Annotated in this window: 28 protein-coding genes and 1 other RNA gene; 19 read left to right on the forward strand and 10 right to left on the reverse strand. The window is 66.2% G+C overall.

Annotation, left to right across the window (positions count from 1 at the left end; all coding sequences use genetic code 11):
* Nucleotides 1–270 precede the first annotated feature (270 nt).
* Complete coding sequence (locus ACMGDH_RS16910) at nucleotides 271–882, reverse strand: hypothetical protein (protein WP_436829155.1); 612 nt, start codon at nucleotides 880–882, stop codon at nucleotides 271–273.
* A gap of 387 nt (nucleotides 883–1,269) precedes the next feature.
* Between ACMGDH_RS16910 and ACMGDH_RS16915 the strand changes: the two genes are divergently transcribed.
* Nucleotides 1,270–1,701: an NIPSNAP family protein gene (locus tag ACMGDH_RS16915; protein ID WP_436829156.1), complete on the forward strand. Its 432-nt coding sequence runs from the start codon at nucleotides 1,270–1,272 to the stop codon at nucleotides 1,699–1,701.
* Between the two features lie 159 nt (nucleotides 1,702–1,860).
* On the opposite strand, the gene ACMGDH_RS16920 is transcribed toward ACMGDH_RS16915, so the two are convergent.
* A complete protein-coding gene (locus tag ACMGDH_RS16920; protein ID WP_436829157.1) occupies nucleotides 1,861–2,940 on the reverse strand; it encodes a 1,9-bis(guanidino)-5-aza-nonane synthase in 1,080 nt (359 codons plus the stop codon).
* Nucleotides 2,941–3,071: 131 nt separating this feature from the next.
* Complete coding sequence (locus ACMGDH_RS16925; protein WP_436829158.1) at nucleotides 3,072–4,295, reverse strand: type III PLP-dependent enzyme; 1,224 nt, start codon at nucleotides 4,293–4,295, stop codon at nucleotides 3,072–3,074.
* A gap of 155 nt (nucleotides 4,296–4,450) precedes the next feature.
* Here ACMGDH_RS16925 and ACMGDH_RS16930 point away from each other — a divergent pair, with 155 nt between their 5' ends.
* From ACMGDH_RS16930 to ACMGDH_RS16940, 3 genes are read left to right on the forward strand one after another with little or no spacing between them, the layout of a single operon-like run.
* Nucleotides 4,451–5,416, forward strand: a complete 966-nt coding sequence (locus ACMGDH_RS16930; RefSeq protein WP_436829159.1) for a threonine ammonia-lyase — start codon at nucleotides 4,451–4,453, stop codon at nucleotides 5,414–5,416.
* Nucleotides 5,416–5,592: a hypothetical protein gene (locus ACMGDH_RS16935; protein ID WP_436829160.1), complete on the forward strand. Its 177-nt coding sequence runs from the start codon at nucleotides 5,416–5,418 to the stop codon at nucleotides 5,590–5,592. Before ACMGDH_RS16930 ends, ACMGDH_RS16935 begins: the two co-directional genes overlap by 1 nt.
* Nucleotides 5,592–5,759, forward strand: a complete 168-nt coding sequence (locus ACMGDH_RS16940) for a hypothetical protein (protein ID WP_436829161.1) — start codon at nucleotides 5,592–5,594, stop codon at nucleotides 5,757–5,759. Before ACMGDH_RS16935 ends, ACMGDH_RS16940 begins: the two co-directional genes overlap by 1 nt.
* A 151-nt stretch (nucleotides 5,760–5,910) precedes the next feature.
* Here the strand turns inward: ACMGDH_RS16940 and ACMGDH_RS16945 are convergent, their stop codons facing one another.
* Entirely contained in the window at nucleotides 5,911–6,567 is a 657-nt protein-coding gene (locus tag ACMGDH_RS16945) for an alpha/beta hydrolase (protein WP_436829162.1), read from the reverse strand.
* Between the two features lie 93 nt (nucleotides 6,568–6,660).
* Here ACMGDH_RS16945 and ACMGDH_RS16950 point away from each other — a divergent pair, with 93 nt between their 5' ends.
* The 9 genes from ACMGDH_RS16950 (at nucleotide 6,661) to ACMGDH_RS16990 (ending at nucleotide 12,280) form a co-directional block, all read left to right on the forward strand.
* Nucleotides 6,661–7,731, forward strand: a complete 1,071-nt coding sequence (locus ACMGDH_RS16950; RefSeq protein WP_436829163.1) for a cysteine desulfurase family protein — start codon at nucleotides 6,661–6,663, stop codon at nucleotides 7,729–7,731.
* Nucleotides 7,728–8,822 (forward strand): cysteine desulfurase family protein, encoded by a 1,095-nt coding sequence (locus ACMGDH_RS16955; RefSeq protein WP_436829164.1) that lies wholly within the window; start codon nucleotides 7,728–7,730, stop codon nucleotides 8,820–8,822. The genes ACMGDH_RS16950 and ACMGDH_RS16955 overlap by 4 nt, the downstream gene beginning before the upstream one ends.
* The gene (locus ACMGDH_RS16960) at nucleotides 8,819–9,154 is read left to right on the forward strand and encodes a 2Fe-2S iron-sulfur cluster-binding protein (RefSeq protein ID WP_436829165.1); all 336 of its coding nucleotides are present in this window, start codon (nucleotides 8,819–8,821) and stop codon (nucleotides 9,152–9,154) included. The genes ACMGDH_RS16955 and ACMGDH_RS16960 overlap by 4 nt, the downstream gene beginning before the upstream one ends.
* Before the next feature lie 30 nt (nucleotides 9,155–9,184).
* On the forward strand, nucleotides 9,185–9,436 hold the full coding sequence (locus tag ACMGDH_RS16965; protein WP_436829166.1) for a type II toxin-antitoxin system ParD family antitoxin: 252 nt from the start codon (nucleotides 9,185–9,187) through the stop codon (nucleotides 9,434–9,436).
* Nucleotides 9,437–9,462: 26 nt separating this feature from the next.
* A complete protein-coding gene (locus tag ACMGDH_RS16970; protein ID WP_436829167.1) occupies nucleotides 9,463–9,717 on the forward strand; it encodes a type II toxin-antitoxin system RelE/ParE family toxin in 255 nt (84 codons plus the stop codon).
* A gap of 34 nt (nucleotides 9,718–9,751) precedes the next feature.
* An RNA gene (ffs, locus tag ACMGDH_RS16975) (signal recognition particle sRNA small type) lies at nucleotides 9,752–9,849 on the forward strand.
* A gap of 91 nt (nucleotides 9,850–9,940) precedes the next feature.
* Nucleotides 9,941–11,569 (forward strand): DNA polymerase III subunit gamma/tau, encoded by a 1,629-nt coding sequence (locus tag ACMGDH_RS16980; RefSeq protein WP_436829168.1) that lies wholly within the window; start codon nucleotides 9,941–9,943, stop codon nucleotides 11,567–11,569.
* The gene (locus ACMGDH_RS16985) at nucleotides 11,569–11,892 is read left to right on the forward strand and encodes a YbaB/EbfC family nucleoid-associated protein (protein WP_436829169.1); all 324 of its coding nucleotides are present in this window, start codon (nucleotides 11,569–11,571) and stop codon (nucleotides 11,890–11,892) included. Before ACMGDH_RS16980 ends, ACMGDH_RS16985 begins: the two co-directional genes overlap by 1 nt.
* A gap of 76 nt (nucleotides 11,893–11,968) precedes the next feature.
* On the forward strand, nucleotides 11,969–12,280 hold the full coding sequence (locus ACMGDH_RS16990; protein WP_436829170.1) for a hypothetical protein: 312 nt from the start codon (nucleotides 11,969–11,971) through the stop codon (nucleotides 12,278–12,280).
* Here the strand turns inward: ACMGDH_RS16990 and mtgA are convergent, their stop codons facing one another.
* From mtgA to ACMGDH_RS17005, 3 genes are all read right to left on the reverse strand, one after another.
* The gene (mtgA, locus tag ACMGDH_RS16995) at nucleotides 12,281–12,997 is read right to left on the reverse strand and encodes a monofunctional biosynthetic peptidoglycan transglycosylase (protein ID WP_436829362.1); all 717 of its coding nucleotides are present in this window, start codon (nucleotides 12,995–12,997) and stop codon (nucleotides 12,281–12,283) included.
* A 164-nt stretch (nucleotides 12,998–13,161) separates the two neighbouring features.
* Entirely contained in the window at nucleotides 13,162–14,067 is a 906-nt protein-coding gene (rpoH, locus tag ACMGDH_RS17000; protein ID WP_436829171.1) for an RNA polymerase sigma factor RpoH, read from the reverse strand.
* A 54-nt stretch (nucleotides 14,068–14,121) separates the two neighbouring features.
* Entirely contained in the window at nucleotides 14,122–15,072 is a 951-nt protein-coding gene (locus tag ACMGDH_RS17005) for an RluA family pseudouridine synthase (protein WP_436829172.1), read from the reverse strand.
* Nucleotides 15,073–15,091: 19 nt separating this feature from the next.
* Here ACMGDH_RS17005 and ACMGDH_RS17010 point away from each other — a divergent pair, with 19 nt between their 5' ends.
* Nucleotides 15,092–15,496 (forward strand): M67 family metallopeptidase, encoded by a 405-nt coding sequence (locus ACMGDH_RS17010; RefSeq protein WP_436829173.1) that lies wholly within the window; start codon nucleotides 15,092–15,094, stop codon nucleotides 15,494–15,496.
* 13 nt (nucleotides 15,497–15,509) lie between these two features.
* On the opposite strand, the gene ACMGDH_RS17015 is transcribed toward ACMGDH_RS17010, so the two are convergent.
* Together ACMGDH_RS17015 and ACMGDH_RS17020 are read right to left on the reverse strand one after the other, a co-directional pair.
* Complete coding sequence (locus ACMGDH_RS17015) at nucleotides 15,510–16,961, reverse strand: DUF4403 family protein (protein WP_436829363.1); 1,452 nt, start codon at nucleotides 16,959–16,961, stop codon at nucleotides 15,510–15,512.
* A gap of 168 nt (nucleotides 16,962–17,129) precedes the next feature.
* Nucleotides 17,130–18,359: an NAD(P)/FAD-dependent oxidoreductase gene (locus ACMGDH_RS17020; RefSeq protein WP_436829174.1), complete on the reverse strand. Its 1,230-nt coding sequence runs from the start codon at nucleotides 18,357–18,359 to the stop codon at nucleotides 17,130–17,132.
* A 153-nt stretch (nucleotides 18,360–18,512) separates the two neighbouring features.
* On the opposite strand from ACMGDH_RS17020, the gene ACMGDH_RS17025 reads away from it, so the two are divergent.
* From ACMGDH_RS17025 to ACMGDH_RS17035, 3 genes are all read left to right on the forward strand, one after another.
* Nucleotides 18,513–18,659 carry a lmo0937 family membrane protein gene (locus ACMGDH_RS17025; protein WP_436829175.1) on the forward strand — a complete coding sequence of 49 codons (147 nt, stop codon included), beginning with the start codon at nucleotides 18,513–18,515 and terminating at the stop codon, nucleotides 18,657–18,659.
* A 63-nt stretch (nucleotides 18,660–18,722) separates the two neighbouring features.
* Nucleotides 18,723–19,367, forward strand: coding sequence for a histidine phosphotransferase family protein (locus ACMGDH_RS17030; protein WP_436829176.1), 645 nt, complete (start codon nucleotides 18,723–18,725; stop codon nucleotides 19,365–19,367).
* 131 nt (nucleotides 19,368–19,498) lie between these two features.
* The gene (locus ACMGDH_RS17035) at nucleotides 19,499–20,020 is read left to right on the forward strand and encodes a superoxide dismutase family protein (RefSeq protein WP_436829177.1); all 522 of its coding nucleotides are present in this window, start codon (nucleotides 19,499–19,501) and stop codon (nucleotides 20,018–20,020) included.
* A gap of 18 nt (nucleotides 20,021–20,038) precedes the next feature.
* Here ACMGDH_RS17035 and thpR read toward each other — a convergent pair whose 3' ends face one another.
* Nucleotides 20,039–20,575, reverse strand: a complete 537-nt coding sequence (gene thpR, locus ACMGDH_RS17040) for an RNA 2',3'-cyclic phosphodiesterase (RefSeq protein ID WP_436829178.1) — start codon at nucleotides 20,573–20,575, stop codon at nucleotides 20,039–20,041.
* A gap of 113 nt (nucleotides 20,576–20,688) precedes the next feature.
* Between thpR and ACMGDH_RS17045 the strand changes: the two genes are divergently transcribed.
* Complete coding sequence (locus ACMGDH_RS17045; protein ID WP_436829179.1) at nucleotides 20,689–21,453, forward strand: Bax inhibitor-1/YccA family protein; 765 nt, start codon at nucleotides 20,689–20,691, stop codon at nucleotides 21,451–21,453.
* Nucleotides 21,454–21,583: 130 nt separating this feature from the next.
* Nucleotides 21,584–21,922, forward strand: a complete 339-nt coding sequence (locus ACMGDH_RS17050) for a hypothetical protein (RefSeq protein WP_436829180.1) — start codon at nucleotides 21,584–21,586, stop codon at nucleotides 21,920–21,922.
* Nucleotides 21,923–21,931 lie beyond the last annotated feature (9 nt).

The following is a 21,931-nucleotide window of genomic DNA, read 5'->3' on the forward strand; positions in this document are numbered from 1 at the left end:
CCGACGCTACACCGACGCTACACCGACGCTACACCGACGCTACACCGACGCTACACCGACGCTACACCGACGCGGCACCGAGGCCACACGTACGCGCTGCTCGCGTTGACTCGGAGCTTGGGATCGATCCGACGATGGGAAAGAGCGGCGACCAAGTCGCTCTGGCGACTTAGTGTGTCGATGCAGATGTTCAAGCTTTGTTCTTCGTTTGGAGGTGGTCCGGCACCAGCAAAGATGCTCGACAACGGCGCGCCCTGCCGTCGTCGATCATCAGAAACGGAATTGAACTCCCAGAGTGGGACCGTGGGTCAGCACGCTGTACGCAAAACGGTCCAGTCCTTCGCCGTCTTCGTAATCAGTGTAGAGCAGCCGATAGCCGACCATGGCCTTGGCCGATTTGCTCAGCCGAAAGCCAAAGGAGGGCCAGGCCTGGAAGGAGACGTCCGAGCCGATTCCGAAGCCCCCGACGTCCGTGAGAACCGTCAGATCCGCGCTGCCGCTGATCGGAAGGTTTACGCGCATTCCGACGATCGGATCCACCCAGCTTTTGGAGGGGCTCACCGTTACGCTGCCCCCCAACGGACCTCTGCCTGAAATCTCCAGGCCAAGGTCGTTCAGGCGCGCGCCGACATAGGCTTCGGCATGCGGGTCCACCCTGACGAGAAACATGCCGGTATAGGCACCCTGATCTCCGCCGATCTCGTCGATGCGCCCTTCGCGTTCGGATTTCAGCTTCATGTAGGTGAGGTCGACGGCGATCCCGATTCTGCCGTTGTTGGCTTCGATGATCCCCATCGCGCCCCAACTCAGGTTCTTGAAGATGTCGGCCGGACTCGCCTCCACATGCGCGGTGATCGGGCCTGCTCCCGCTTCGCCGTCCATCGCGGGAGCGAGGATATAGGGGGTGAGGCTGAACTCCCAATCCTGAGCGCTTGCGCTCGCAGGCACGAAGGCTGCGCAAGCCGCAAGCAGGGCCGTTACAATGCCGTTCCTTATCATGGCTGTGACCTTCGATGTCCAATCGGCCCGTGATGCGTGTGGCAGGCCGCACGCGCCGGGAGGGCACAGGACAACATCTGTGCCGAAGGGTAGCCATAGGTACGTACCCGGTGATGCACCGTTGGAAATACGGATATGAGGCGACTGAACAGCTTCCTTGAGGGCGATGGCTGGCTTCGGATTGTTGCGTGCCGGACGTCGAACTTACCGGTGGCGGAGCAGCGGGGTTGCGTGCGATCGTCCTTGCTTTGCCACTTCGGGAGTTTGCCGATGCGCTCTGCCTTGTTCGCTTCCTTCGCTCTTGCCACGATCGCGGCGCCGGTGCTTGCGCAGTCCGTCGCGCTCGATCCGCGCGCGGCGGTCTATGAACTGCGCACCTACTATCCTGCGCCCGGCAAGCTTGCGGCGCTCAACGCGCGGTTCCGCGAGCACACGCTCGGGCTGTTCGAGAAGCACGGCATGCGCAACGTCGCCTATTGGAACGAACAGCCTACCAAGGAGGCCCCTGACGGGCGAGTGATCTACGTGCTCGCCTATCCGAGCCGGGCGGCGCGGGACGAGAGCTGGAAGGCGTTCGGCGCGGATCCGGAATGGCGCGCGGTGGTCGCGAAGTCCGAGGCTGGCGGCAAGCTGGTGGCGAAGGTCGACAGCGTGTTCATGACGATGACGGATTATTCGCCGGCTATTGGGTTGTCGCGTTGAGGGGAGCGGTCCTGGCGCGGAAGGTTGGGGAGTGGGGGCCTGCTGCCGTTTAGCGATAGCGCGGCCGTCTTTCTCTCCCCTCCCTTACAGGGAGGGGAACAAAATAAAGGCGGCCGAGGGATGCCCCGGCCGCCCTTTCCTTGTTCAGCGGAAGCCGCCTCAGGCGAAGAGCTTCGCCCAGCCGCGCTTGGCGCGGTCCTTCCAGTGGCCGCGGTGGTAGGCGTCGGACGCCAGCAGCGGCATGACCGACCCGGCCTCGGCGAAGACCATCTGCTCGATGCCGGTGTTGACCTTGCCCCAGCTCGCGGCCTCCTGCAGCGTCGAGGACGAGCAGGCGCCGTCGCGGACGTCGGCGACGGTGATCTGGACCGCATATTTGTGCACGGCGACATCCTCGTGGCCGAGGATTTCGGCGCAGACGACGGTGTCCTGGATGAAGTTCTTCGGCACGCCGCCGCCGATCATCAGCAGGCCGGTGGTGCCCGCCGCGATCTTGATGTCGGTCAGTTCGCGGAAGTCCGCGACCGCGTCGATCATCATGTACGGCTTGCCGGCTTTGGCGCGGTCGACCTGGTGCTTGACGAGACCGAAGCCGGCCGAGCTGTCGACGAACGCCGGGCAGAAGATCGGCACGTCATGCTCATAGGCGAGCTTGACGAGGCTGTTCTCCTTCTTGCCGTGCTCGACGAGATACTTGCCCATCTCGCGGATGAAGGCGCGGCTCGAATAAGCCTTGGGCTCCAGCGTCTCGGCGATCTCGAAGATCGTGTGATCGACGTTCTGGAGGTCTTCCTCATCGATGTACGTGTCGTAGATGCGGTCGATGTAGAGCGAGCGCAGCGTGTCGTCGTCGGGGATCTCGAGCGCCTGATAGTGCTTGTGGCCGAGGCCCTCGAAGAAATCCATGTCGACGATCGTGGCGCCGGTGGCGACGATGCCGTCGACCATGTTGTTGCGCACCAGCTCGGCATAGAGGTCCATGCAGCCGCCGGCCGAGGTGGAGCCCGCGATCACGAGGAAGATCGTGCAATCCTTGTCGGCCAGCATCTGGTTGTAGATGTTGGTCGCGCGGCCGAGATCGCGGCTGGTGAAGCTCATGTCGGCCATCGCGTCGACGATCGGGCGCGCATCGAACTTGGTGATGTCGATGTGCTTCACTTCCTTCGACAGAAGCTCCGCCTTGCGGGTGTCGTTGATCGGCGGGTTGGCCGCCGCGGTCTTGGTGAGGGTGTCGGACATGGGAACTCCCATATTTTCCAATGGCCGCCGTCATTCAAGGGGACGCGGAAACCCGTGAGGAGAGGAAGCGAACGGGCTCCGTCCTCAATTCTTCCCCCTCCCGCAAGCGGGAGGGGAATAAGAACAGCCGGTTACAGCTTGACGACGTTCGAGGGCAGCGCGCGTTCCGCGGCTTCGCCCAGGTAGAGCGAAGTCATCGGCTCGTCGTCGACGATCGCGGTCTCGGTCGCGCCGAAGCCGTTGAACGCCGTGCGCATCGCCGCACCATAGGCGCCGAGCATGCCGATCTCGATATAATCGCCGGCCTGAACGTCCGCGGGCAGCAGGAACGGACCGGCCATGTGATCGAGATCGTCGCAGGTCGGGCCGTAGAAGCTGAATTCCACGTCGCGGGCGTTCGAATCCGGCTCGCGGAGGAGACGGACGGGGAAGCGCCAGCCGATGTGCGCGGCATCGAACAGCGCGCCGTACGCACCGTCGTTGATGTAGAGCTCCGACCCGCGGCGACGCTCGACGCGGACGATGATCGAGCTGTATTCGGCGCACAGCGCACGGCCCGGCTCGGCCCAGAGCTCGGCCGAATAGCTGATCGGCAGGCTCTCGAACGCGCGGTGGATCGTCGCGAAATAATGCTCGAGCGGCGGCGGCTCCATGCCGGGATAGGACGAGGGGAATCCGCCGCCCACATCGACCACGTCGACGGTGACGCCGGCCTCGACGATCGCAGCGCGCACGCGCTCCATCGCATTGGCATAGGCTTCGGGCGCCATTGCCTGCGAGCCGACGTGGAAGCAGATGCCGAGCGCGTCCGCGACCTGGCGGGCGGCGATCAGCAGATCCTTCGATTCACCCGGGCCGACGCCGAACTTGGACGCGAGGCTGAGCTTCGAATGATCCGAAGAGACGCGCATCCGCACGCAGAGCGTCAGGTCCTCGGCGCCCTTGGTGGCGCGGACGATCTTCTCCAGCTCTTCCATGCTGTCGAGGCTGAACACGCGGACGCCATATTCGAAATAGGCCTCCTCGATCGCTTCCTCGGCCTTGACCGGGTGCATGAAGCACAGGGTCGCGTCCGGCAGCGTCTTGGCGACGAGCCGTACCTCGGCGATCGAGGCGACGTCGAAATGCGTGATCCCGCTATCCCACAAGATCTGCAGCAGATCCGGCGAGGGATTGGCCTTCACGGCATACATCGAGCGGCCCGGGAACTTCTCGACGAAGAAGCGGGCCGCACGCGATGCAGCGTGCGGGCGAGTGAGCGTGACCGGGGCTACCGGGCGCATTGCGAGAGCAACTCCGCGGGCGGAGTTGCGATGGGCGGCAGCTAGCCCCAGCGCGCTATGGTGCTTGTGCAATTCAAGGGACCTCCAAATGCCTTGCGGCAATCATTGACGAAAAGCTGCCTTGCGGTTGGAAGTCCCATGGGGCAGCGGAAGGCGGCATTTAGGGGCGAGGTCCCCCCGTGTAAAGTGATTCGGGACCCGGAAAATTACGGCGGGGGTAAAGTGTGATGATTGTGCGACAACCGACCCGCGCCGGAGTTCGCGATGCGACGGCCAAGATCGCGGGGATTCTGCCGCCGACGCCGCTGCTTACGGCGCAGATCCGCGGACGCACCGTCTGCTTCAAGGCGGAGTCGCTCCAGCCGATCGGCGCGTTCAAGATCCGCGGCGCGTGGCACCGACTGACGGCCCTCGACGGTGCAGCGCGCGAGAAGGGCGTGGTCGCCTTCTCCTCGGGAAATCATGCGCAGGGAGTCGCCTGGGCAGCGCGGAAGCTGGGGATCCCTGCCGTGATCGTGATGCCGGCCGATGCGCCCAAGGTGAAGCTGGACGCGACGCTGGCGCTGGGCGCCGAAGTAGTGAAATACGATCGCGCGACCGAGAGGCGCGAGAAGATTGCGGGGCATCTGGCGCACGCCCGCGGCGCAGTGCTGGTGCCCAGCTTCGACGATCCCTGGGTGATCGAGGGGCAGGGGAGCGCGGGGATCGAGGCGATGACGCAGATGATCGAAACGAAGCTCCCCGATCCCGCGCAGGTGCTGGTGCCGTGCGGCGGCGGCGGGCTGGCCGCAGGGATCGCGCTGGCGCTTCCGGACGCCGAAGTGACGGTGGTCGAGCCCGAGGGGTGGGACGACATGCGCCGCAGCCTGGAGGCCGGCTGGATCGAGCCGGTGGGAGACAATCCGCCGCCGACCGCGTGCGACGCGCTCCAGACCAGGGAAGTCTCGCCGCTCACCTTCGATGTGCTCAGCCGCCGCGGCGTGACCGGCATGGCGGTCAGCGAGCGGGAAGTGCGCGACGCACAGCGCTGGGCTGCGGCGAGGCTGCGACTGGTAGTCGAGCCCGGGGGCGCCGTGGCGCTGGCGGCGCTGCTCGCGGGCAAGGTCGAGCCGAAGGAGGGGCTGCTGGTGATCCTGTCGGGCGGCAATGTCGACCCGGACGCCTATGGCGCAGTGCTGGGATCGAACGGCTGATGCACGAGACGCGCTTCGGGGGCTTCGTTGCCCAGATACTCAGCGTGGCGACGCGTGGGCTGGGCCTTTTCCTGTTCGTCGTCCTGTTCGCGATCTACCGCCGCGATCCGCGCGCGATCGCGCTGCTGGTGGCGGGTTTCGCGCTGATCGCGCTGCTCGTCTGGTGGGTCGCCTGATGTTCGATCCCGCGCTCAATCCGCTCATGCTCAGCATCGCGGTGATCGCGATGTTCGTGCTCGTCTGGGGCGGGGTCCGCACCTTGCGCACCGATCGGCAGAAGGGCGTGCTGATGCTGATGTGTGCGCTGGTGATCCTGGGGAATCTGCTGATCTGGACGGTTTAGGGTCAGTGCTGCGGAATTAGGGCAATGCCGTTCGCCCTGAGCTTGTCCAAGGGCGCTTTTCGCACGCGAATCGCCCGCCGCGCTCGCCCTTCGACAAGCTCAGGGCGAACGGGGGCAAGCGGCGGCGCACAGGCTCCGCCGCCTCGCAGCCTCAGCGGATCGGGCAGTTGGGATCGAGCCGCATGTCGAGGTAGCGGTCGACCGATCCCATCAGCTGGTCCATTTCGTGCTCGAAGAAATGGTTCGCGCCAGGAATGGTGTCGTGATGGATCGTGATGTGCTTCTGGGTGCGCAGCTTGTCGACCAGCTTCTGGGTGGCGACCGGTGTTGCGACTTCGTCGGCCTCGCCCTGGATGATGATGCCCGACGAAGGGCAGGGCGCCAGGAAGCTGAAGTCGTACATGTTGGCCGGCGGCGCGATCGAGATGAAGCCGCGGATCTCCGGGCGGCGCATCAACAGCTGCATGCCGATCCACGCGCCGAAGCTGAAGCCCGCGATCCAGGTGGTCTGAGCCTCCGGATGGAAGCTCTGCACCCAATCGAGCGCGCTCGCGGCGTCCGAAAGCTCGCCGATGCCGTTGTCGAACGTGCCCTGGCTCTTGCCCACGCCGCGGAAATTGAAGCGCAGCGTCGCGAAGCCGCGGCGCTGGAAGGTCTTATAGAGCTCCTGGACGATGCGATTATTCATCGTCCCGCCCGCGTTCGGGTGCGGGTGGAGGATCATCGCCACCGGTGCGCGCGGCTTGGGCGCGGGAGCGAAACGGCCTTCGAGGCGCCCTTCCGGGCCGGGAAAGATGACTTCGGGCAAGGGTTTCTACCTGCTTGAATTGGCGGACGCGGTGGAGCGTCGGGAGTTGCGCGCTATATAGGCAGCGCCGCCTCTTGCGCAATTGGAACGAACTTGGCCGACCGTATCTACCTCGATCACGCAGCGACGACACCGATGACCGCAGCTGCAATGGCTGCGGTCGAAGAGGGGATGCGCGGCTGGGCGAACCCTTCCTCGCCCCACACGGAAGGCCGCGCGGCGCGGGCAGCACTGGAGGATGCACGCGCGCGGATCGCCGCCGCTTATGGCTGGGCGCACGAGCTGGTGCTGACTTCGGGGGCGAGCGAATCGCTGCAGATCGCGCTGCAGCGCACGCTCGTCGAGCGGCTGCTGATAACCGCGGTCGAGCATGATTCGGTGCTGCGCTACGCCGAAGGCGCGCGCGTGCTGCCGGTCGACTCTCGGGGCATCCTCGATCTCGATGCATTGCGCGAAGCGCTAGGGCCCTATTCCCTGGTGGGTATCCAGTGGGCAAATAGCGAGACAGGGGTACGCCAGCCGATCCGGGAGATAGCAGAAATCGTCCATGAGGCTGGCGGCCGCTTGCTTGTGGACGCTGCACAAATGCCGGCCCGTGCCGACGACGCGGTGTTGCGTCACGCCGATATGGTTGCAGTTTCAGCGCACAAGCGCGGCGGACCGCCTGGTGTCGGTGCGTTGATGTTGCGGGACTTCGGGGCGTTGATCCCCGTCGGCGGGCAGGAGAAGGGCTATCGCGCTGGGACCGAGAACCTGCCCGGCGCGCTCGGCTATGCCGCGGCGATCGGCGAGCCCGAGGACTTCGGCCACATGGCGGCGCTCCGGGCGCGGCTCGAAGACGCGATCCGCGATGCGGGCGGCGAGATAGTGGGCGCCGACAGCCCACGGAGCCCATTGATCGGCGCCTATCGCATGCCGGGGGTCTCCGCCGCCGCGCAGCTCATCCGCTTCGACCTTGCGGGCGTCTCGGTTTCGGCGGGAAGCGCCTGCTCGTCGGGGAGCATGCGGCCCAGCCATGTGCTCACGGCGATGGGATGGAGCGAGCCCGCGCTGCGCGAAGTCGTCCGCGTGAGCTTCGGGCGCACCACCAGCGAGGCCGAGGTCGACCGCTTCATCGAACTGTGGCGTGCGACCGCCGCCGACGCACGCGCGAGGGCCGCATGATCTATCTCGATTACCAAGCTACCACGCCGCTTGCGCCCGAGGCATTCGAGGCGATGCTGCCCTGGCTCAAGGACAATTTCGCCAACCCGCACTCGGCGCACGCTCCGGGCCGTGCGGCCAAAGCAGCGGTGGAGGTGGCGCGCGATGCCGTGGCCGCGCTGCTGCCCCCGGGCGGGACGCTTGCCTTCACCAGCGGCGCCACCGAAGCGCTCAACTGGGCGATCAAGGGCACTACCGGCGACGTGGTCACGCTCGCGACCGAGCACGCCGCGGTGCTCGACACCGTCGAGGCCGAGGCCCGGCGCGGGCGTAAGGTGACGGTGCTGCCGGTCCAGCCGGACGGCCTCGTCGACTTCGCCGCGGCGCGCGAGGCGATCCGCCCGGGTGTCGGCCTGGTCGCGGCGATGCTCGTCAACAACGAGATCGGCACCATCCAGCCGGTCGCGCAGCTCGCTGGGCTCGCGCATGCCGCGGGCGCGCGATTCTTGTGCGACGGCGTGCAGGGCTATGGCCGCGAGCTGATCCCGGAAGAATGCGATATGGTCGCGATCTCCGCGCACAAGATTCATGGGCCCAAGGGAATCGGCGCACTGTGGATCCGTGACGGCGTGACGATCGAGCCCCTGCTCCACGGCGGCGGGCAGGAGCCGGCGGGCCGATCGGGGACGCTTTCGCCCGCGCTGTGCGCGGGTTTCGGGGCGGCGGCGTCGCTCGCGAAGCAGCGCTTCGGCGCCGACCACGCGCATGCCGAGCAGCTGTTTCGCGCCGGTCTCGCGCGGATGGCGAGCATGGGCTGGGTGCTCAACGGCTCGCAGGAGGAACGCTATCACGGCAACCTCAACCTGCGCCGCGATGGACTGGACGTCGCCCGGCTGATGTCGGAGCTGCGCGACATCGCCTTCTCGGCGGGCTCGGCCTGTGCGAGCGGATCGGGGCGGCCGAGCCATGTGCTGCGCGCGATCGGGCTCAGCGACGCCCAGGCGCGGTCGAGCATCCGCATCGGCTTCGGCCGCTACACCAGCGAAGAGGAACTCATGGTTGCACTCGACCGGATCGACACTGCCGCCCGTGCGCAGAAGGTCGCCGCATGATCCGGGTTCGTTTCGTGAGTGCCGATGGTCATGCGAGCCGCGAAGTCGAGGCGGCCGAGGGATCGATCCTGCTCGAAGTCGCGCAGAACGACGGCCAGCCGCTGGAAGGGACGTGCGAGGGGCAGATATCCTGCTCGACCTGCCATGTGATCGTTGCGGCGGAGGATTTCGACCGCCTGCCGCCGGCGAGCGAGGAGGAGGAAGACATGCTCGACCTTGCGGTGGCGGCGACGCGCACGAGCCGGCTGGCGTGCCAGATCGTGCTCACCCCCGATCTCGACGGGCTCACCGTGCGCATGCCCGCCCAGCATCGCGACATGCAGGGGCGTTGACAGGCTTCGGCTTCGGCATAGATTCTCCGCATGGCCACGATGACGATCTCGCTGCCCGAGCCGATGAAGGACTTCATCGATGCCCAGGTCGCCGCTGGCCTCTATGCCGATGTCAGCGATTACATCCGCGACCTGGTGCGCGCCGATCTTGCGGAAGAAGGCGGCTGGGAAATCGATGAGGCGCTCGGGGCGGCGCTCGACTCCGGCGAGGCGAGCGGCTGGAGCGAGAAGAGTCCGGCCGAGATACTTGCCGAGGAGCGGGCGAAATACCGCTCCGGCTGAAGCTCAGCCGCGATGCCGAGGAGGATTTGCGCGAGATCTGGCGGCATTCGGCTGCCGAATGGGGATCCGCGAGGGCGGAGGAATATCTCGCCGATATCCTGTCTGCGTTCGACCTGCTGTGCGAGCGCCCGCGGATTGGTACGCAGCGCAAGCGCCGCCGCAGAACGTACCGGCGCTGGCCGATCAACTCGCATGCGATCTTCTATCGCGTCGAGGGACGGCAGATCGGTGTAATCCGCATCCTTCACTGCCGCATGAAGGAAAACCTCCACCTTCCCTGACCTTGCGCCTGCGCCTCATATCGACCATATGCGCCGCGGGAGTCGGGCGGACGTGGTCGTCGCCAACCCGGTCAGGTCCGGAAGGAAGCAGCCGTAACGATTTCGCCGCGGGTCGTTCCGGCTCCCACCTTTCCCAATTCGACGCATCGCCGCCTCGGCACCTGCCGACCCTAGCGCGTCGCCACTTCCACATGCCCCGCCAAAGCAGCTAGGAGGGATCGCAATGTCCGATTCCCTGCTTGGCCTCGACGAACCGCCGCAGCCGCGCGATGCCGCATACCGCGTGCTCGCGCGCAAATACCGGCCGCAGACCTTTTCCGAGCTGATCGGGCAGGACGCGATGGTCCAGACGCTGGGCAACGCGATCAAGCGGGATCGACTGGCGCATGCCTTCCTGCTCACCGGCGTCCGCGGGGTCGGCAAGACCTCCACCGCGCGACTGATCGCCAAGGCACTCAACTGCATCGGACCGGACGGGCAGGGCGGCCCGACGATCGATCCGTGCGGCGTGTGCGAGCCGTGCCGCGCGATCGCCGAGGGCCGCCACATCGACGTGATTGAAATGGACGCGGCGAGCCACACCGGCATCGACGACATCCGCGAGATCATCGAGGCGTCGCGCTATTCGGCGGTCTCGGCGCGCTACAAGATCTACATCATCGACGAAGTCCATATGCTGTCGAAGGCTGCGTTCAACGGCCTGCTCAAGACGCTGGAGGAACCCCCGGCGCATGTGAAGTTCCTGTTCGCCACGACCGAGGTGAACAAGGTGCCGGTAACGGTGCTGTCGCGCTGCCAGCGTTTCGACCTGCGGCGGATTCCCGCCGAGAAGCTCGCCGAGCATTTCGCGCGTGTGGCAGAGGCCGAAGGAGTCGAGGCCGAGCCCGAGGCGCTGGCGTTGATCGCGCGCGCGGCCGAGGGCTCGGCGCGCGATGGCCTGTCGATCCTCGATCAGGCAATCGCGCATGCGGGGCTAGAGGGCGGCGGGGTGCGCGCGGAAGCGGTGCGCCAGATGCTGGGCTTATCGGATCGCGGCGCGATCCGGGTGCTGTTCGGTCTGCTGCTTGCGGGCGACGGGCAAGGCGCGCTCAAGGCGCTGCGCGGCCAATATGATCTGGGGGTCGATCCGCAAGCGGTGCTGCGCACGTTGCTGGAGACCGTGCACGGCGTCACGCTCGCCAAGCTCGGGAGCGAGCCGGGCGCGGGCCAGTCGGCGGAGGAGTTGAACGCGCTGGCCGAATGGACTTCGCTGTCCTTTCCGGCGCTGCACCGGCTGTGGCAGCTGCTGCTGCGCGGGCACGACGAAGTCGCCAAGGCGGCGCTGCCGATCGAGGCGTGCGAGATGGCGCTGCTGCGGGTGGTCCATGCCTCGCAGCTTCCCGATCCGGGCGAACTCGCGCGTCAGCTGGCGAGCGGGACCGTGAGCGTGGCGGCTGCGCCCGCAGCGCCGGCGTCCGCACCGCCTGCCAAGCCGGCCGAGCCGAGCCTGCCGTCGAGCATGGCGGAGCTTGCCGGGCACCTCGAAGCCAGCCGGCGCTTCCAGCTCGCGCAGCAGGTGCGCGACTATCTGCGGCCGGTGCGTTTCGAGGGGTCGGAGATCGAATTCGGCGAGGCGCGGCCGCTGCCGAACGACTTCGTCCGCGATCTCGCCGCTGCCTTGCGCGAGAGCACCGGGGTCAATTGGCGCCTGAAGTGCGTTGAAGGCGCGACCGCGCGGACGCTGCGCGAGGAGCAGGCGGCGAACGACGCGGCCGAGCGCGAGGCGGTGCTCGCCTCGCCGGTGGTGGCCGCGGCGATGCAGGCCTTTCCCGATGCCGAGCTGATCGGCTGGACCAAGACAGGAACCGAGTGATGAAGAGTCTCGAAGACATCATGGCCATGGCGCAGAACGTCCAGGCCGAGCTGGCGAAGGCGCAGGAGAATCTCGATACGATCGAAGTCGAAGGTGCTTCGGGCGGCGGGCTGGTGAAGGTGAAGGCATCGGCCAAGGGCCGGATCATCAGCGTCGATATCGACGAGTCGCTGCTCGCGCCTTCCGAGAAGGGAATGGTCGAGGATCTGGTCGCGGCGGCGTTCAACGATGCGCGCGCCAAGGCCGATGCGGCTGCCCAGGCGGAGATGTCAAAGATGAGCAGCGGGCTGCCGCTGCCGCCGGGATTCAAGCTTCCGTTCTGACGGAGCGGCTGGGGCCGAATCGGAACAATCTCGCGCGCTCCTCGGTTGCTGCCCCACGCAATCGAGGAGAGGATCCATGGTCGATCGAGTTGTTGAGCGTAGCGACGGAACGACGTCGGAGCGCGTGACCGAAAGCGCCAGTGCACCCGGCACCACGACCGTCGTCGAGCGGCGCGGCAGCGGCGCAGGCCTGCTGATCGGGCTCGCGGTACTGATCCTGGTAGTGATCGGGGCGATCTACCTGATCAACCAGAACAGCCGCGAAAATGTGAAGACCGACGCGATCACCGGTGCGGCTGAAAGCGTGGGCGATGCCGCCAAGGACGTGGGCGGTGCTGCGAAGGAAGCGGGCGGCGCTGCCAAGGATGCCGCGAAGAGGGCCGAATGATCAACGCAGGCAGGTGTCGAGCCCGTCGCCTGCCACCACGTTGATCCGGCGGCTGATCGAATTGCCGTAGCGCCGCGTGAACCCCTTTGGGGTGATCGCGGCGCGCTTCTTTGGCAGCGGCAGCACCGCGGCGATCTGCGCGGCTTCGCGATCGCTCAGGCGCGAGGCGTCGTGCTTGAAATAGCGCATCGCGCCTGCATTGACGCCATAGGTGCCGATCCCGGTCTCGGCGACGTTGAGGTAGATCTCCATGATCCGCCGCTTGCCCCACATGTTCTCGATCAGCACTGTGAAATAAGCCTCCAGGCCCTTTCGGAAATAGCCGCCGCCCTGCCAGAGAAACACGTTCTTGGCAGTCTGCTGGCTGATCGTCGATCCGCCGCGGATGCGGCCGCCCTTCTGGTTGCGCTTGTACGCTTGCTCGATCGCCGCGAAGTCGAAGCCGTCGTGCCGGCAGAAGCGCGAATCCTCGGCCCCAATGACGGCCCGCGCCATGCTGCGATCGATCTGCGAAAGCGACATCCAGCGTTTGGTGACACCGTGGCCGGCGACGATGTCGCCGATCATCGTGAAGGTGATCGGCGGATTTACGAAGCGATAGGCAACCACCCACAGCACCGAGCCGAGCAGGAAGGCGAGCACGGCGGTCAACAACCATAGCAGCACCCGCCGCCAGAGCGGCTTGCGCGATCGTGAGGAGCGGTTCGGCTTGGGCATATCGGGCGGTGAGGTCATCGCGCCCGGCGGCGCAGGTTGGAGAAGACGGGCGCCTCGATCGGCCCCTGCCGATCGCTACGCCCGCCGCCGCTCATGCCTGCACGCTGGTCCGCGCACAAGGCCGGCCGCAACCCTCGATTCCGCCGGCAGCAGCGGCGACCCGATCAATGGGCCGCCAGCAGCCGCTTTTCGCCCGCGAGGCGCATCATCGCCTTCTGGAGCTTCTCGAATGCGCGGACCTCGATCTGGCGGACGCGCTCGCGCGACACGCCATAGACCTGGCTCAGCTCCTCGAGCGTCTTGGGATCGTCGGTGAGGCGGCGCTCGGTGAGGATGTGCTTCTCACGATCGTTGAGGTCCTCCATCGCGTCCACGAGCATCTCGTGGCGGACGTCCGCCTCCTGCGCCTCGGCCACGGCCTCGTCCTGGAGAGGACCTTCGTCCTGCAGCCAATCCTGCCACTGGCTCTCGCCGTCCTCGCGCATCGGCACGTTGAGCGAGGTATCCCCGCCCATCGCCATGCGGCGGTTCATCGAAGTGACCTCTTCCTCGGTCACGCCGAGATCGGTGGCGATCTTGGCGAGATGCTCGGGAGAAAGGTCGCCGTCCTCGAACGCGTCGAGCTTGGCCTTCATCCGGCGCAGGTTGAAGAACAGCTTCTTCTGCGCGGCGGTGGTGCCCATCTTCACCAGGCTCCACGAGCGCAGGATGAATTCCTGGATCGAGGCGCGAATCCACCACATCGCATAAGTCGCGAGACGGAAACCCCGATCGGGTTCGAACTTCTTGACGCCCTGCATCAGGCCGATGTTGCCCTCCGAGATCAGCTCCGAGACGGGCAGGCCATAGCCGCGATAGCCCATGGCGATCTTCGCCACGAGCCGCAGGTGCGAAGTGACCAGCTGGGCCGCCGCATCAGGATCGCCATGCTCCTGGAAGCGCTTGGCGAGCATATATTCCTGCTCGGGGCTCAGGATCGGAAACTTCTTGATCTCGGCCAGATAGCGATTGAGGCTCGCCTCACCGCCGAGCGCGGGGATCGTCGCAGGGACGTTGCTTCCGCTAGCCATTGATCACATTCTCCCTTTCACAAGGCACGTGCCGCGCGGCAGTGCCACGAAAACTCATACGATGAGCTTATTGAACAGTTCCTGCATGTCGGCAGGCATTTCGCTATCGAACGCCAAAGCGTGGCTATCGATGGGGTGAATGAACCCCAGATGCGCCGCGTGCAAGGCTTGGCGCCGGAAATTCAAGGTTTCCAGAACGTCGCGAAGGTTCCCCACACGACCATAAACCGGATCCCCCACCAAAGGAAGCCCGATCGAGGCCATGTGGACGCGAACCTGGTGCGTCCGGCCGGTTTCCAGCCTGCATTCGACCAGTGCAGCGTCGCGAAGCTGGCGCAGCAGGCGCCAGTGGGTGATCGCATGCTTGCCCTTGCCTTCGCGCACCACCGCGATCTTCTTGCGGTTTACTGGCGAGCGGGCAAGCGAGGCGTTCACTGTGCCTTCGACCTGCTTGGGCCGACCCGAAACGATCGCCTTGTAGCGTCGATCGATCGAGTGGGCCTTGAACTGGCGTGCCAGCCCTTCGTGCGCGCGATCGGTCTTGGCTGCCACCATCAGGCCGGACGTGTCCTTGTCGATCCGGTGGACGATACCCGGCCGTGCGACGCCGCCGATGCCGGAGAGCTGGCCGGCGCAATGATGGAGCAGCGCATTGACGAGCGTGCCGTCGAGGTTGCCTGCCGCGGGATGGACGACCAGCCCCGCGGGCTTGTCGATCACGATCAGATGCTCGTCCTCGAACACCACGTCGAGCGGGATCTCCTGCGCCTCGTTGTGCGCGGGCGTGGGATCGGGGATGGCGACGCTGAACAAGGTGCCCGCCGCGGCCTTTTTCGAAGGGTCGCGGGCGAGTCCGTCCGGGCCGGTCACTGCGCCGCTCGAAATCAGCACCTTCAATCGCTCGCGGGAAAGCGCGGGGACGGCATCGGCAAGCGCACGATCGAGCCGCCAGCCGTCTGCGCCTTCCGAAATCCGCGCTTCTATGGTGGAAACCCCCCGGGTCATTCTGTAGCTGTAAATGGGAATGGAAGCGCGACTTTCAAGATCTGTACTGATCGGTATTCGGCGGATTTCCGCCGATGCGGCGCCGCGCGAGGCATGCGGTTTGCTGTTTGGCTCGCCTGATAGGATCACTGATTGGCAAGCCGTTGAAAATGTGGCGGAAGCACCCGAACGGCACTTCGAGATCGATCCAGCGGCATTGTTCGCGGCGCTCAGAGCGGAGCGGGCAGGGGGGCCGCGCATCGCCGGCTATTGGCACTCGCACCCGAGCGGGGACGCGCGACCCTCGGCAACCGACGCGGCGATGGCCGAGCCCGACGGCAAGCTGTGGCTGATCGTCGCGGGGGCCGAGGCCAGGCTGTGGCGCGCCGGATCGGAGGGGCCGGAACATGGCCGTTTCCGCGAAGTGCCGATCGGCACCGATTGAGACGCTGCTCGCCTCATCGATGGGGCAGGTAATCGATCGTTGCGTGACCCTCGACGTTCACGGGCAGGTACAAGCCCTGACCATAGGCGCCGATCTCGCCGGTCTGGAATTGTTCGATCTGCGCCCGGATCCGGAAGTTGCCGGTCTGCTTGTCTTCGATCGCCCGCCTGATCTTGCCCAGCAACTTTTCGAGGTCGTGCGTGAAGTTCTGAGTCAGCGAGCTGGCGATCTCGCTCGCTAGCGCCGGGCTGCTGCCGAGCTTGATCAGCAAGTCGCCGCCCACGCCGTCGGTATCGCCGCTCACGGCCAGCTCCTGGAACTGGACGCGCGCCGAATTGGGCGCGTTGACAGGGCGTGCCACCAGCCAGATCAGCCCGTGCGTCTCGCCGACGTCGACAGCCTCGGGCTTGACGGCGAGCGTCACGCCCAGCGCGATCTTGTTGCCGACGGTGCCATAGGCAGTGATCTTGTCGAACCGCGCCCGGACGGGCCCGATCCGAGGCAGGTCGAACGGCCGCCGTGCACGCTTGGTCAGCGCGCGCAGGATCACCGGCTCCAGCTCGGCATAATCGGCGACTACCGGAATGAAGAAGCGCAGCCGATCGGCCGCGCCGGCATGTTCGAGCGGCGGCAGCGGCGTTGGGGTGGGATCGGCCGGGCGCCGGCCGACGAAAGTTTCGGTCAGCGCATCGAGCCCGAGGTTGAGCTTGAGCTGCTGGCCGTGCAGGGCGTAGCCGCCGTAGCGCAGCTTTTGCGGGGTCAGCCGCATCCATACCGGCGGGTTCTCGGCATTGAGCTCGATGGCGGTGAACGCCTGACGCCACAGATGTTCGACCTGCGTGCGCGGATTGGCGCGTGCCAGTTCGCGCGGCAGATCGGCTTCCAGCTTGCGGAGCAGCGGCGCGAGCTTCTCGTCAACCTTGTTGGTGAAGGTTATGCGCTGCCCAAGAAAGTCGATTCCCGGCGGCGTGGTCCACGCATAGCCCAGCCGGACGGTGCCGTGTGGACGCCAGTCCGAGCCCATGTCGAGCCGGATACGCGCATGCGCCATCGCCGATCCCGTCGCCGTTTCGCCCTTGAGCAGGCCGCCGACGTCCCGCGCGCTGATCTGCGCATGGATGGGCATGTCGGCGATGATGTCGCGCCCCTCGCCTCGCAGCCGGATCGGCCCGCGCGTCACCGCGCCCACGATCGTGCAGCTGATCGGCGGTGTGACCTTCACCCTCGCTCCGAACACCTTTACCTGCTTGGGTTTGACGCAGCGCGACGAGTGCTGCTCGATGGTCCAGAGCTGGCGCGGCACAGCGTTCTCAACCGCACGCCGCAGGATCGCGGTGTCGACCTCGATCGGCACCGCGATCACCGAGGAATGCGTCGGCTTGGGCACCTCGTCCGTTGCGCGCGGCGGCGGCTTGGTGTCGTTCCCGCTCGAGCATGCGCCGATCAGCGCCGAGAGGCACAACATGGTCACGCGCCGCATCCGGCTCCGCGCGCGGCCTGAAATCTCCTCTATGCTCCCCCAGGCTGCCCGCATCGTTCGATGTCCCGCAAAGGTCGTGAAACGCTACAATGCGGAGCATTGCACGACGGGGGATCGGTAACTACCCGGATTTCCGGCGGTGCCGGACGCGCGCTAGGCGACTGGAGCGAGTTCCTTCAAGGGGACCGCCGGATCGGCCAGTCGGGCGATGTCGATGCCGGATTCGAGGATGAGCTTGCGACCCTGGACATAGTCCTTGACCGCATTGACGCAGTCGAGCGCGATCACCTTACCCTCGCGCAGATAAACCACCGAAAAGCTGCGCGAAGCGGAATCGCCCCGTACCACTGTGGCGTCGTGGCCGGCGGAGATGCCAACGGTCTGGAGCTTGAGATCATATTGGTTCGACCAAAACCAGGGAACCGCAGCGTAGCTCGCTTCCTTGCCGGCGATGACTGCGGCGACGACGCTCGCTTGATCATTGGCGTTCTGGACCGATTCCAGCCGGATCAGCGCGCCACCGGCAAAGCCGTTGCTGTGGAGCGCGCAGTCGCCGATCGCATAGACATGGGGCAGGCTGGTCCGGCAGCTGTCGTCCACCGCCACGCCGTTGCCGCCCTCGGCGCCCGCTTCGATCAGCGGCGCGACATTCGGGACGATGCCGATGCCGACGATCACCATGTCGGCTTGGATCACCCTGCCGTCCTCGAGGCGGACGCCGCTCGCTCGCCCACCCTTCGCCTCGATCGAGGCCACCGCCGCATTGGTGAGCACCTCCACGCCGTGTGCGCGGTGCTCGGCCTCGTAGAAGCGCGACAGAGGCTCGCCGGCGACGCGCGCAAGGACGCGGTCGAGCGCCTCGACCACCGTCACCTGCCTGCCCAGCTTGGTGAAAGCCGCAGCCGCCTCCAGCCCGATATAGCCGCCGCCGATCACTGCGATCCGCTCGACGCCCGGCAGCGCCGCGAGGATCGTATCGACGTTCGCGCGGGTGCGCAGCACATGGACGTTGGGCAGACCGGCGCCGTTGCATGCGAGCCGGCGAGGCTCGCCGCCTGCCGCCCAGACGAGCGCGCCATAGCCGTGGGTCTCGCCGCCTTCCTCAGTCACGGTCTTCGCAGCAGGGTCGACGGTGACGATCCTGCGCCCGGGCAGCAGCGCGACCTCGCGTTCTTCCCAGAAGGCCCCGTTGCGGATCAGCATCCGCTCGAAGGGTTTCTCGCCGAACAGATATTCCTTGGAGAGGGGTGGACGCTCATAGGGCAATTCCAGCTCGTCGCCGAACAGCGCGATCGAGCCTGCGAACCCCTGCTGGCGGAGTGCGATCGCCGCCTGGGCGCCGGCGTGCCCGGCGCCGACTATGATCGTATCGTAGAACGCCATCTTCCCTCATCTTCGGTTGCCACCGGCTTCCTGGGAGCCGGCTCGCAGGAGGTATCCCTAGACGGCGAGTGGGCGGATGCAAGCCGCCACGACGCAGCCGGAACGTTCCGGATGTGCGTCCGTTCTCCCGATACCCTGTTCGGAGACCATCCCATGCTTTGGACGATCGTCGTCATCCTGCTGGTCCTGTGGCTGCTGGGCTTTTCGCTCAACATTGCCGGAGGGATCATTCACGTCCTGCTGGTGATCGCGCTGATCGTCGGCCTGATTCAGCTCTTCTCGGGCCGCAGGGTCGTCTAGCCGGACTGCTTGCAGCGCCGGGGCCGCTGCGCCAAAGAGGCACGGCATGCGGGAGCCAAGCCTTTGAACATCAGCCCGACCGATTTCGCGAGCCTTCTCTGTTCGAGGCTCTGCCACGATTTGCTGAGCCCGGTGGGCGCACTCAACAACGGCCTCGAACTGCTTGCCGACGAGCATGATCCGGAGATGCGCGCCCGGTGCCTGGAACTGCTGAGCGAGAGCGCCAAGGCGAGCGCGAACAAGCTAAAATTCTTCCGCCTGGCGTTCGGCGCTGCGGGCGGCTTTGGCGAGACGGTCGACACGCGCGAGGCGCAGGCCGCACTCGAAGGACTGTTCGGCGACAACCACCGGGTGACGATCGGCTGGATGGTCGAGGATCCGGTGCTTCCCAAGCAGGCGATCAAGGTGTTGCTCAATCTGGCGCTGATCGGCGGCGACGCACTGATCCGCGGGGGGCAGCTCGACATCGGCGCCGAGATCGTCGACGGGCTGATCGAGATCGTCGTGCGTGCCGACGGACCGCGCATCGTGCTCGATCCCGAGCTGCGCAGCGCGCTGGCGGGCGGACGCGACGAACTGCCGATCACTCCGCGGGCGGCCGCCGCTTATCTGGCGCACGCGCTGGTGGCGCAGGGCGAGGGCGCGTTGCAGGTTTCGCCGCCGGATTCGGAGGTGCTGCTGTTCGGCGCCTCGTTCCGCGTGGGCTGAAGCAGGACGGCATGGCCGTCCGGGACGACGAAATTCGCTGCGAACCCCTTGGAACCCGAGGGCTTCGCGACCATTACGAGCGTAGAACGGAATCTAGGGAGAACGGTCCAATGGCTGGGATGCGCTTTTGGATGGCTTCGGCCGGATGTGCCTTGGTGCTCGCGGCAGGCGGCTGCGCCACGCCCGAGCAGAATGCGCGCTACATGGCCGGGAAACATCGTGCGCAGGCCGATCTGCGTACCGCCGACGGGCGGGATGCCGGAAAGGCGATCGTCGAGGAAGTCGACGGCAAGCTCCGGGTGATGGTCGACGTCAAGGATATCCCCAAGGGGGAGCACGGCACGCATATCCATACCGTGGGCAAGTGCGACGCGCCCGAGTTCACCACCGCCGGGCCGCACTGGAACCCGACTCAGCACCAGCACGGCAAGGAGAACCCCGCCGGGCCGCACTCGGGCGACCTTCCCAACCTCGACGTGGGCGACGAGGGTACCGACCGCACGATCACCGTCCTGCCGAGCGGCACCTTCGAGCAACTGATGGACCAGGACGGCGCGGCCTTCGTGGTCCATGCGGGGCCCGACGATTACAAGACCGATCCTTCGGGCAATTCGGGCGGCCGGATCGCCTGCGGCGTCTTCCAGGCGATGTGAGCGGCTCGGGAGGCCCCGTCACCCTCGCAGCGGATAGCGTTCTATTGCCTCGTAGCTCGCGCCTTCATGGCCGAGGTGGCTTTCGAACAGCAGGAAGCTGTCGAGAGAGAAGGTTGGGCTGGAAAGTCCCGAATGTGCTTCGAGGAACCGGTCCACGGGTCCGGCGCGGCTGTTCATCCGCGCGAGCGTGATGTGCGGCAGATAGGCGCGCCGCTCGGGCTCGAGCCCGCAGCGGACCAGCGCCTGATCGATCTTCTTGTGGAGCTCGGCGAGCCGGTCGTGCGGCCGCACGCCTGCCCATAGCGCGTTTGGACGGCCGCGGCTGTCGAAAGCGCCGACGCCATCGAGTGCGATCTCGACCGGTGCGAAATGGACGGCTGCCAGCGCGAGCGCCACATCCTCGGCGATCGGGCGCTCGACCTCGCCTATGAAGCGCAGCGTGATGTGGAGCTGGTCGTCGCTCTGCCAGCGCGCGCCGGGCACGCCGCCCATCAGCGCGAGCAGCGCAGCGCGGATCGGCGCCGGGGGGCGAAGTCCCACGAAGAGGCGGTGCATGCTCTCGCCTTAACCAAGGATCATCAGTTGGCGAACCGGTTTTGCTTGAAAAGGCTCCCGTCAACGATGATATTCGGCAGCATCCGGCAAATGGCCGGGCAAAGGAGTTTGAAATGGCGAATTGGTCGGATCCCCGGACGGGCGCGGCGCCCTATGCGACGACCGCAACGCGTGCGGAAGCGCATGACGCGGGGCTCAGGTCCTACATGCTGTCGGTCTACAACTACATGCTCTCGGGCGTGCTGCTGACCGGCGCCGTCGCGCTTCTCTTCGCGAAGACCAGCCTCATCAACCTGCTCTTCACGATCCAGCAGACCTCGCAGGGCATCTCCTACGGGCCGTCGCTGCTCGGCTGGGTGGTGATGCTCTCGCCGCTCGCGATCGTGTTCGCGATGAGCTTCGGGCAGAACCGCATGTCGGAGAGCACGCTTAAGGCGCTGTTCTTCGCCTATGCCGGCCTGCTCGGCGCGTCGCTCTCGACGATCTTCCTTGCGTATACCGACACCTCGATCGCGCAGGTGTTCTTCGGCACCGCCGCCGGCTTCGCGGCGCTGAGCCTCTACGGCTATACCACCAAGAAGGATCTGTCGGGCCTCGGCACCTTCCTGATGATGGGCCTGATCGGCCTGATCGTGGCGATGATCGTCAACATCTTCCTGCAGTCGGGCACGATGAGCCTGGTGATCAGCGCGATCGGCGTGCTGATCTTCGCGGGCCTCACCGCCTATGACACGCAGAAGATCAAGAGCATGTACGCCTATGTCGCGGGCACCGAGGCGATGGGCAAGGTCGTGATCATGGGCGCGCTGAGCCTCTATCTCGACTTCATCAACATGTTCCTCTTTCTGCTCCGCCTGTTCGGCAGCTCGCGCGACTGATCGCGGCGGGAAGCAAGAGATGCAGAAGGCCCGTCGGGGAATCCCGGCGGGCCTTCTTCTTTGATGCGGGTGCGGGAACGTGGTCCCGCCGACGATCGTTTCATGGGGGCAACGCTCAAGGAGAGCCCCGATGGAATCGAAACCGACCGAGACGCCGCTGGACCGGATGTCGGTCGCGCCGCCCGACCCCGATCAGGCCAAGCGCCGCGCGCCGGTGGGATCGGCGGACGCGGGCACCGATACGTCGATCGCCGAACGGCTCGAACGCAATCCCGAAAGCAAGGAAGCCCGCCTCGACCGCGCGCTGGACGAGTCGATGGACGCGTCCGATCCGCCCGCATCGACCCAGCCCATCCACAGCCATTCGCTGCCCGAGAGCTCAGGCTATGACCCGGCGGCCGAGAAGAAGCTCGCCGGGGGGCAAAAGGGCTTGTTCGGCAGGGTACTTTCGAAGCTCGGCCTCGCCTGAGCCCCATTC

It is taken from the genome of Sphingomonas radicis, assembly GCF_051400635.1.
Classification (GTDB): Bacteria; Pseudomonadota; Alphaproteobacteria; order Sphingomonadales; family Sphingomonadaceae; genus Sphingomonas.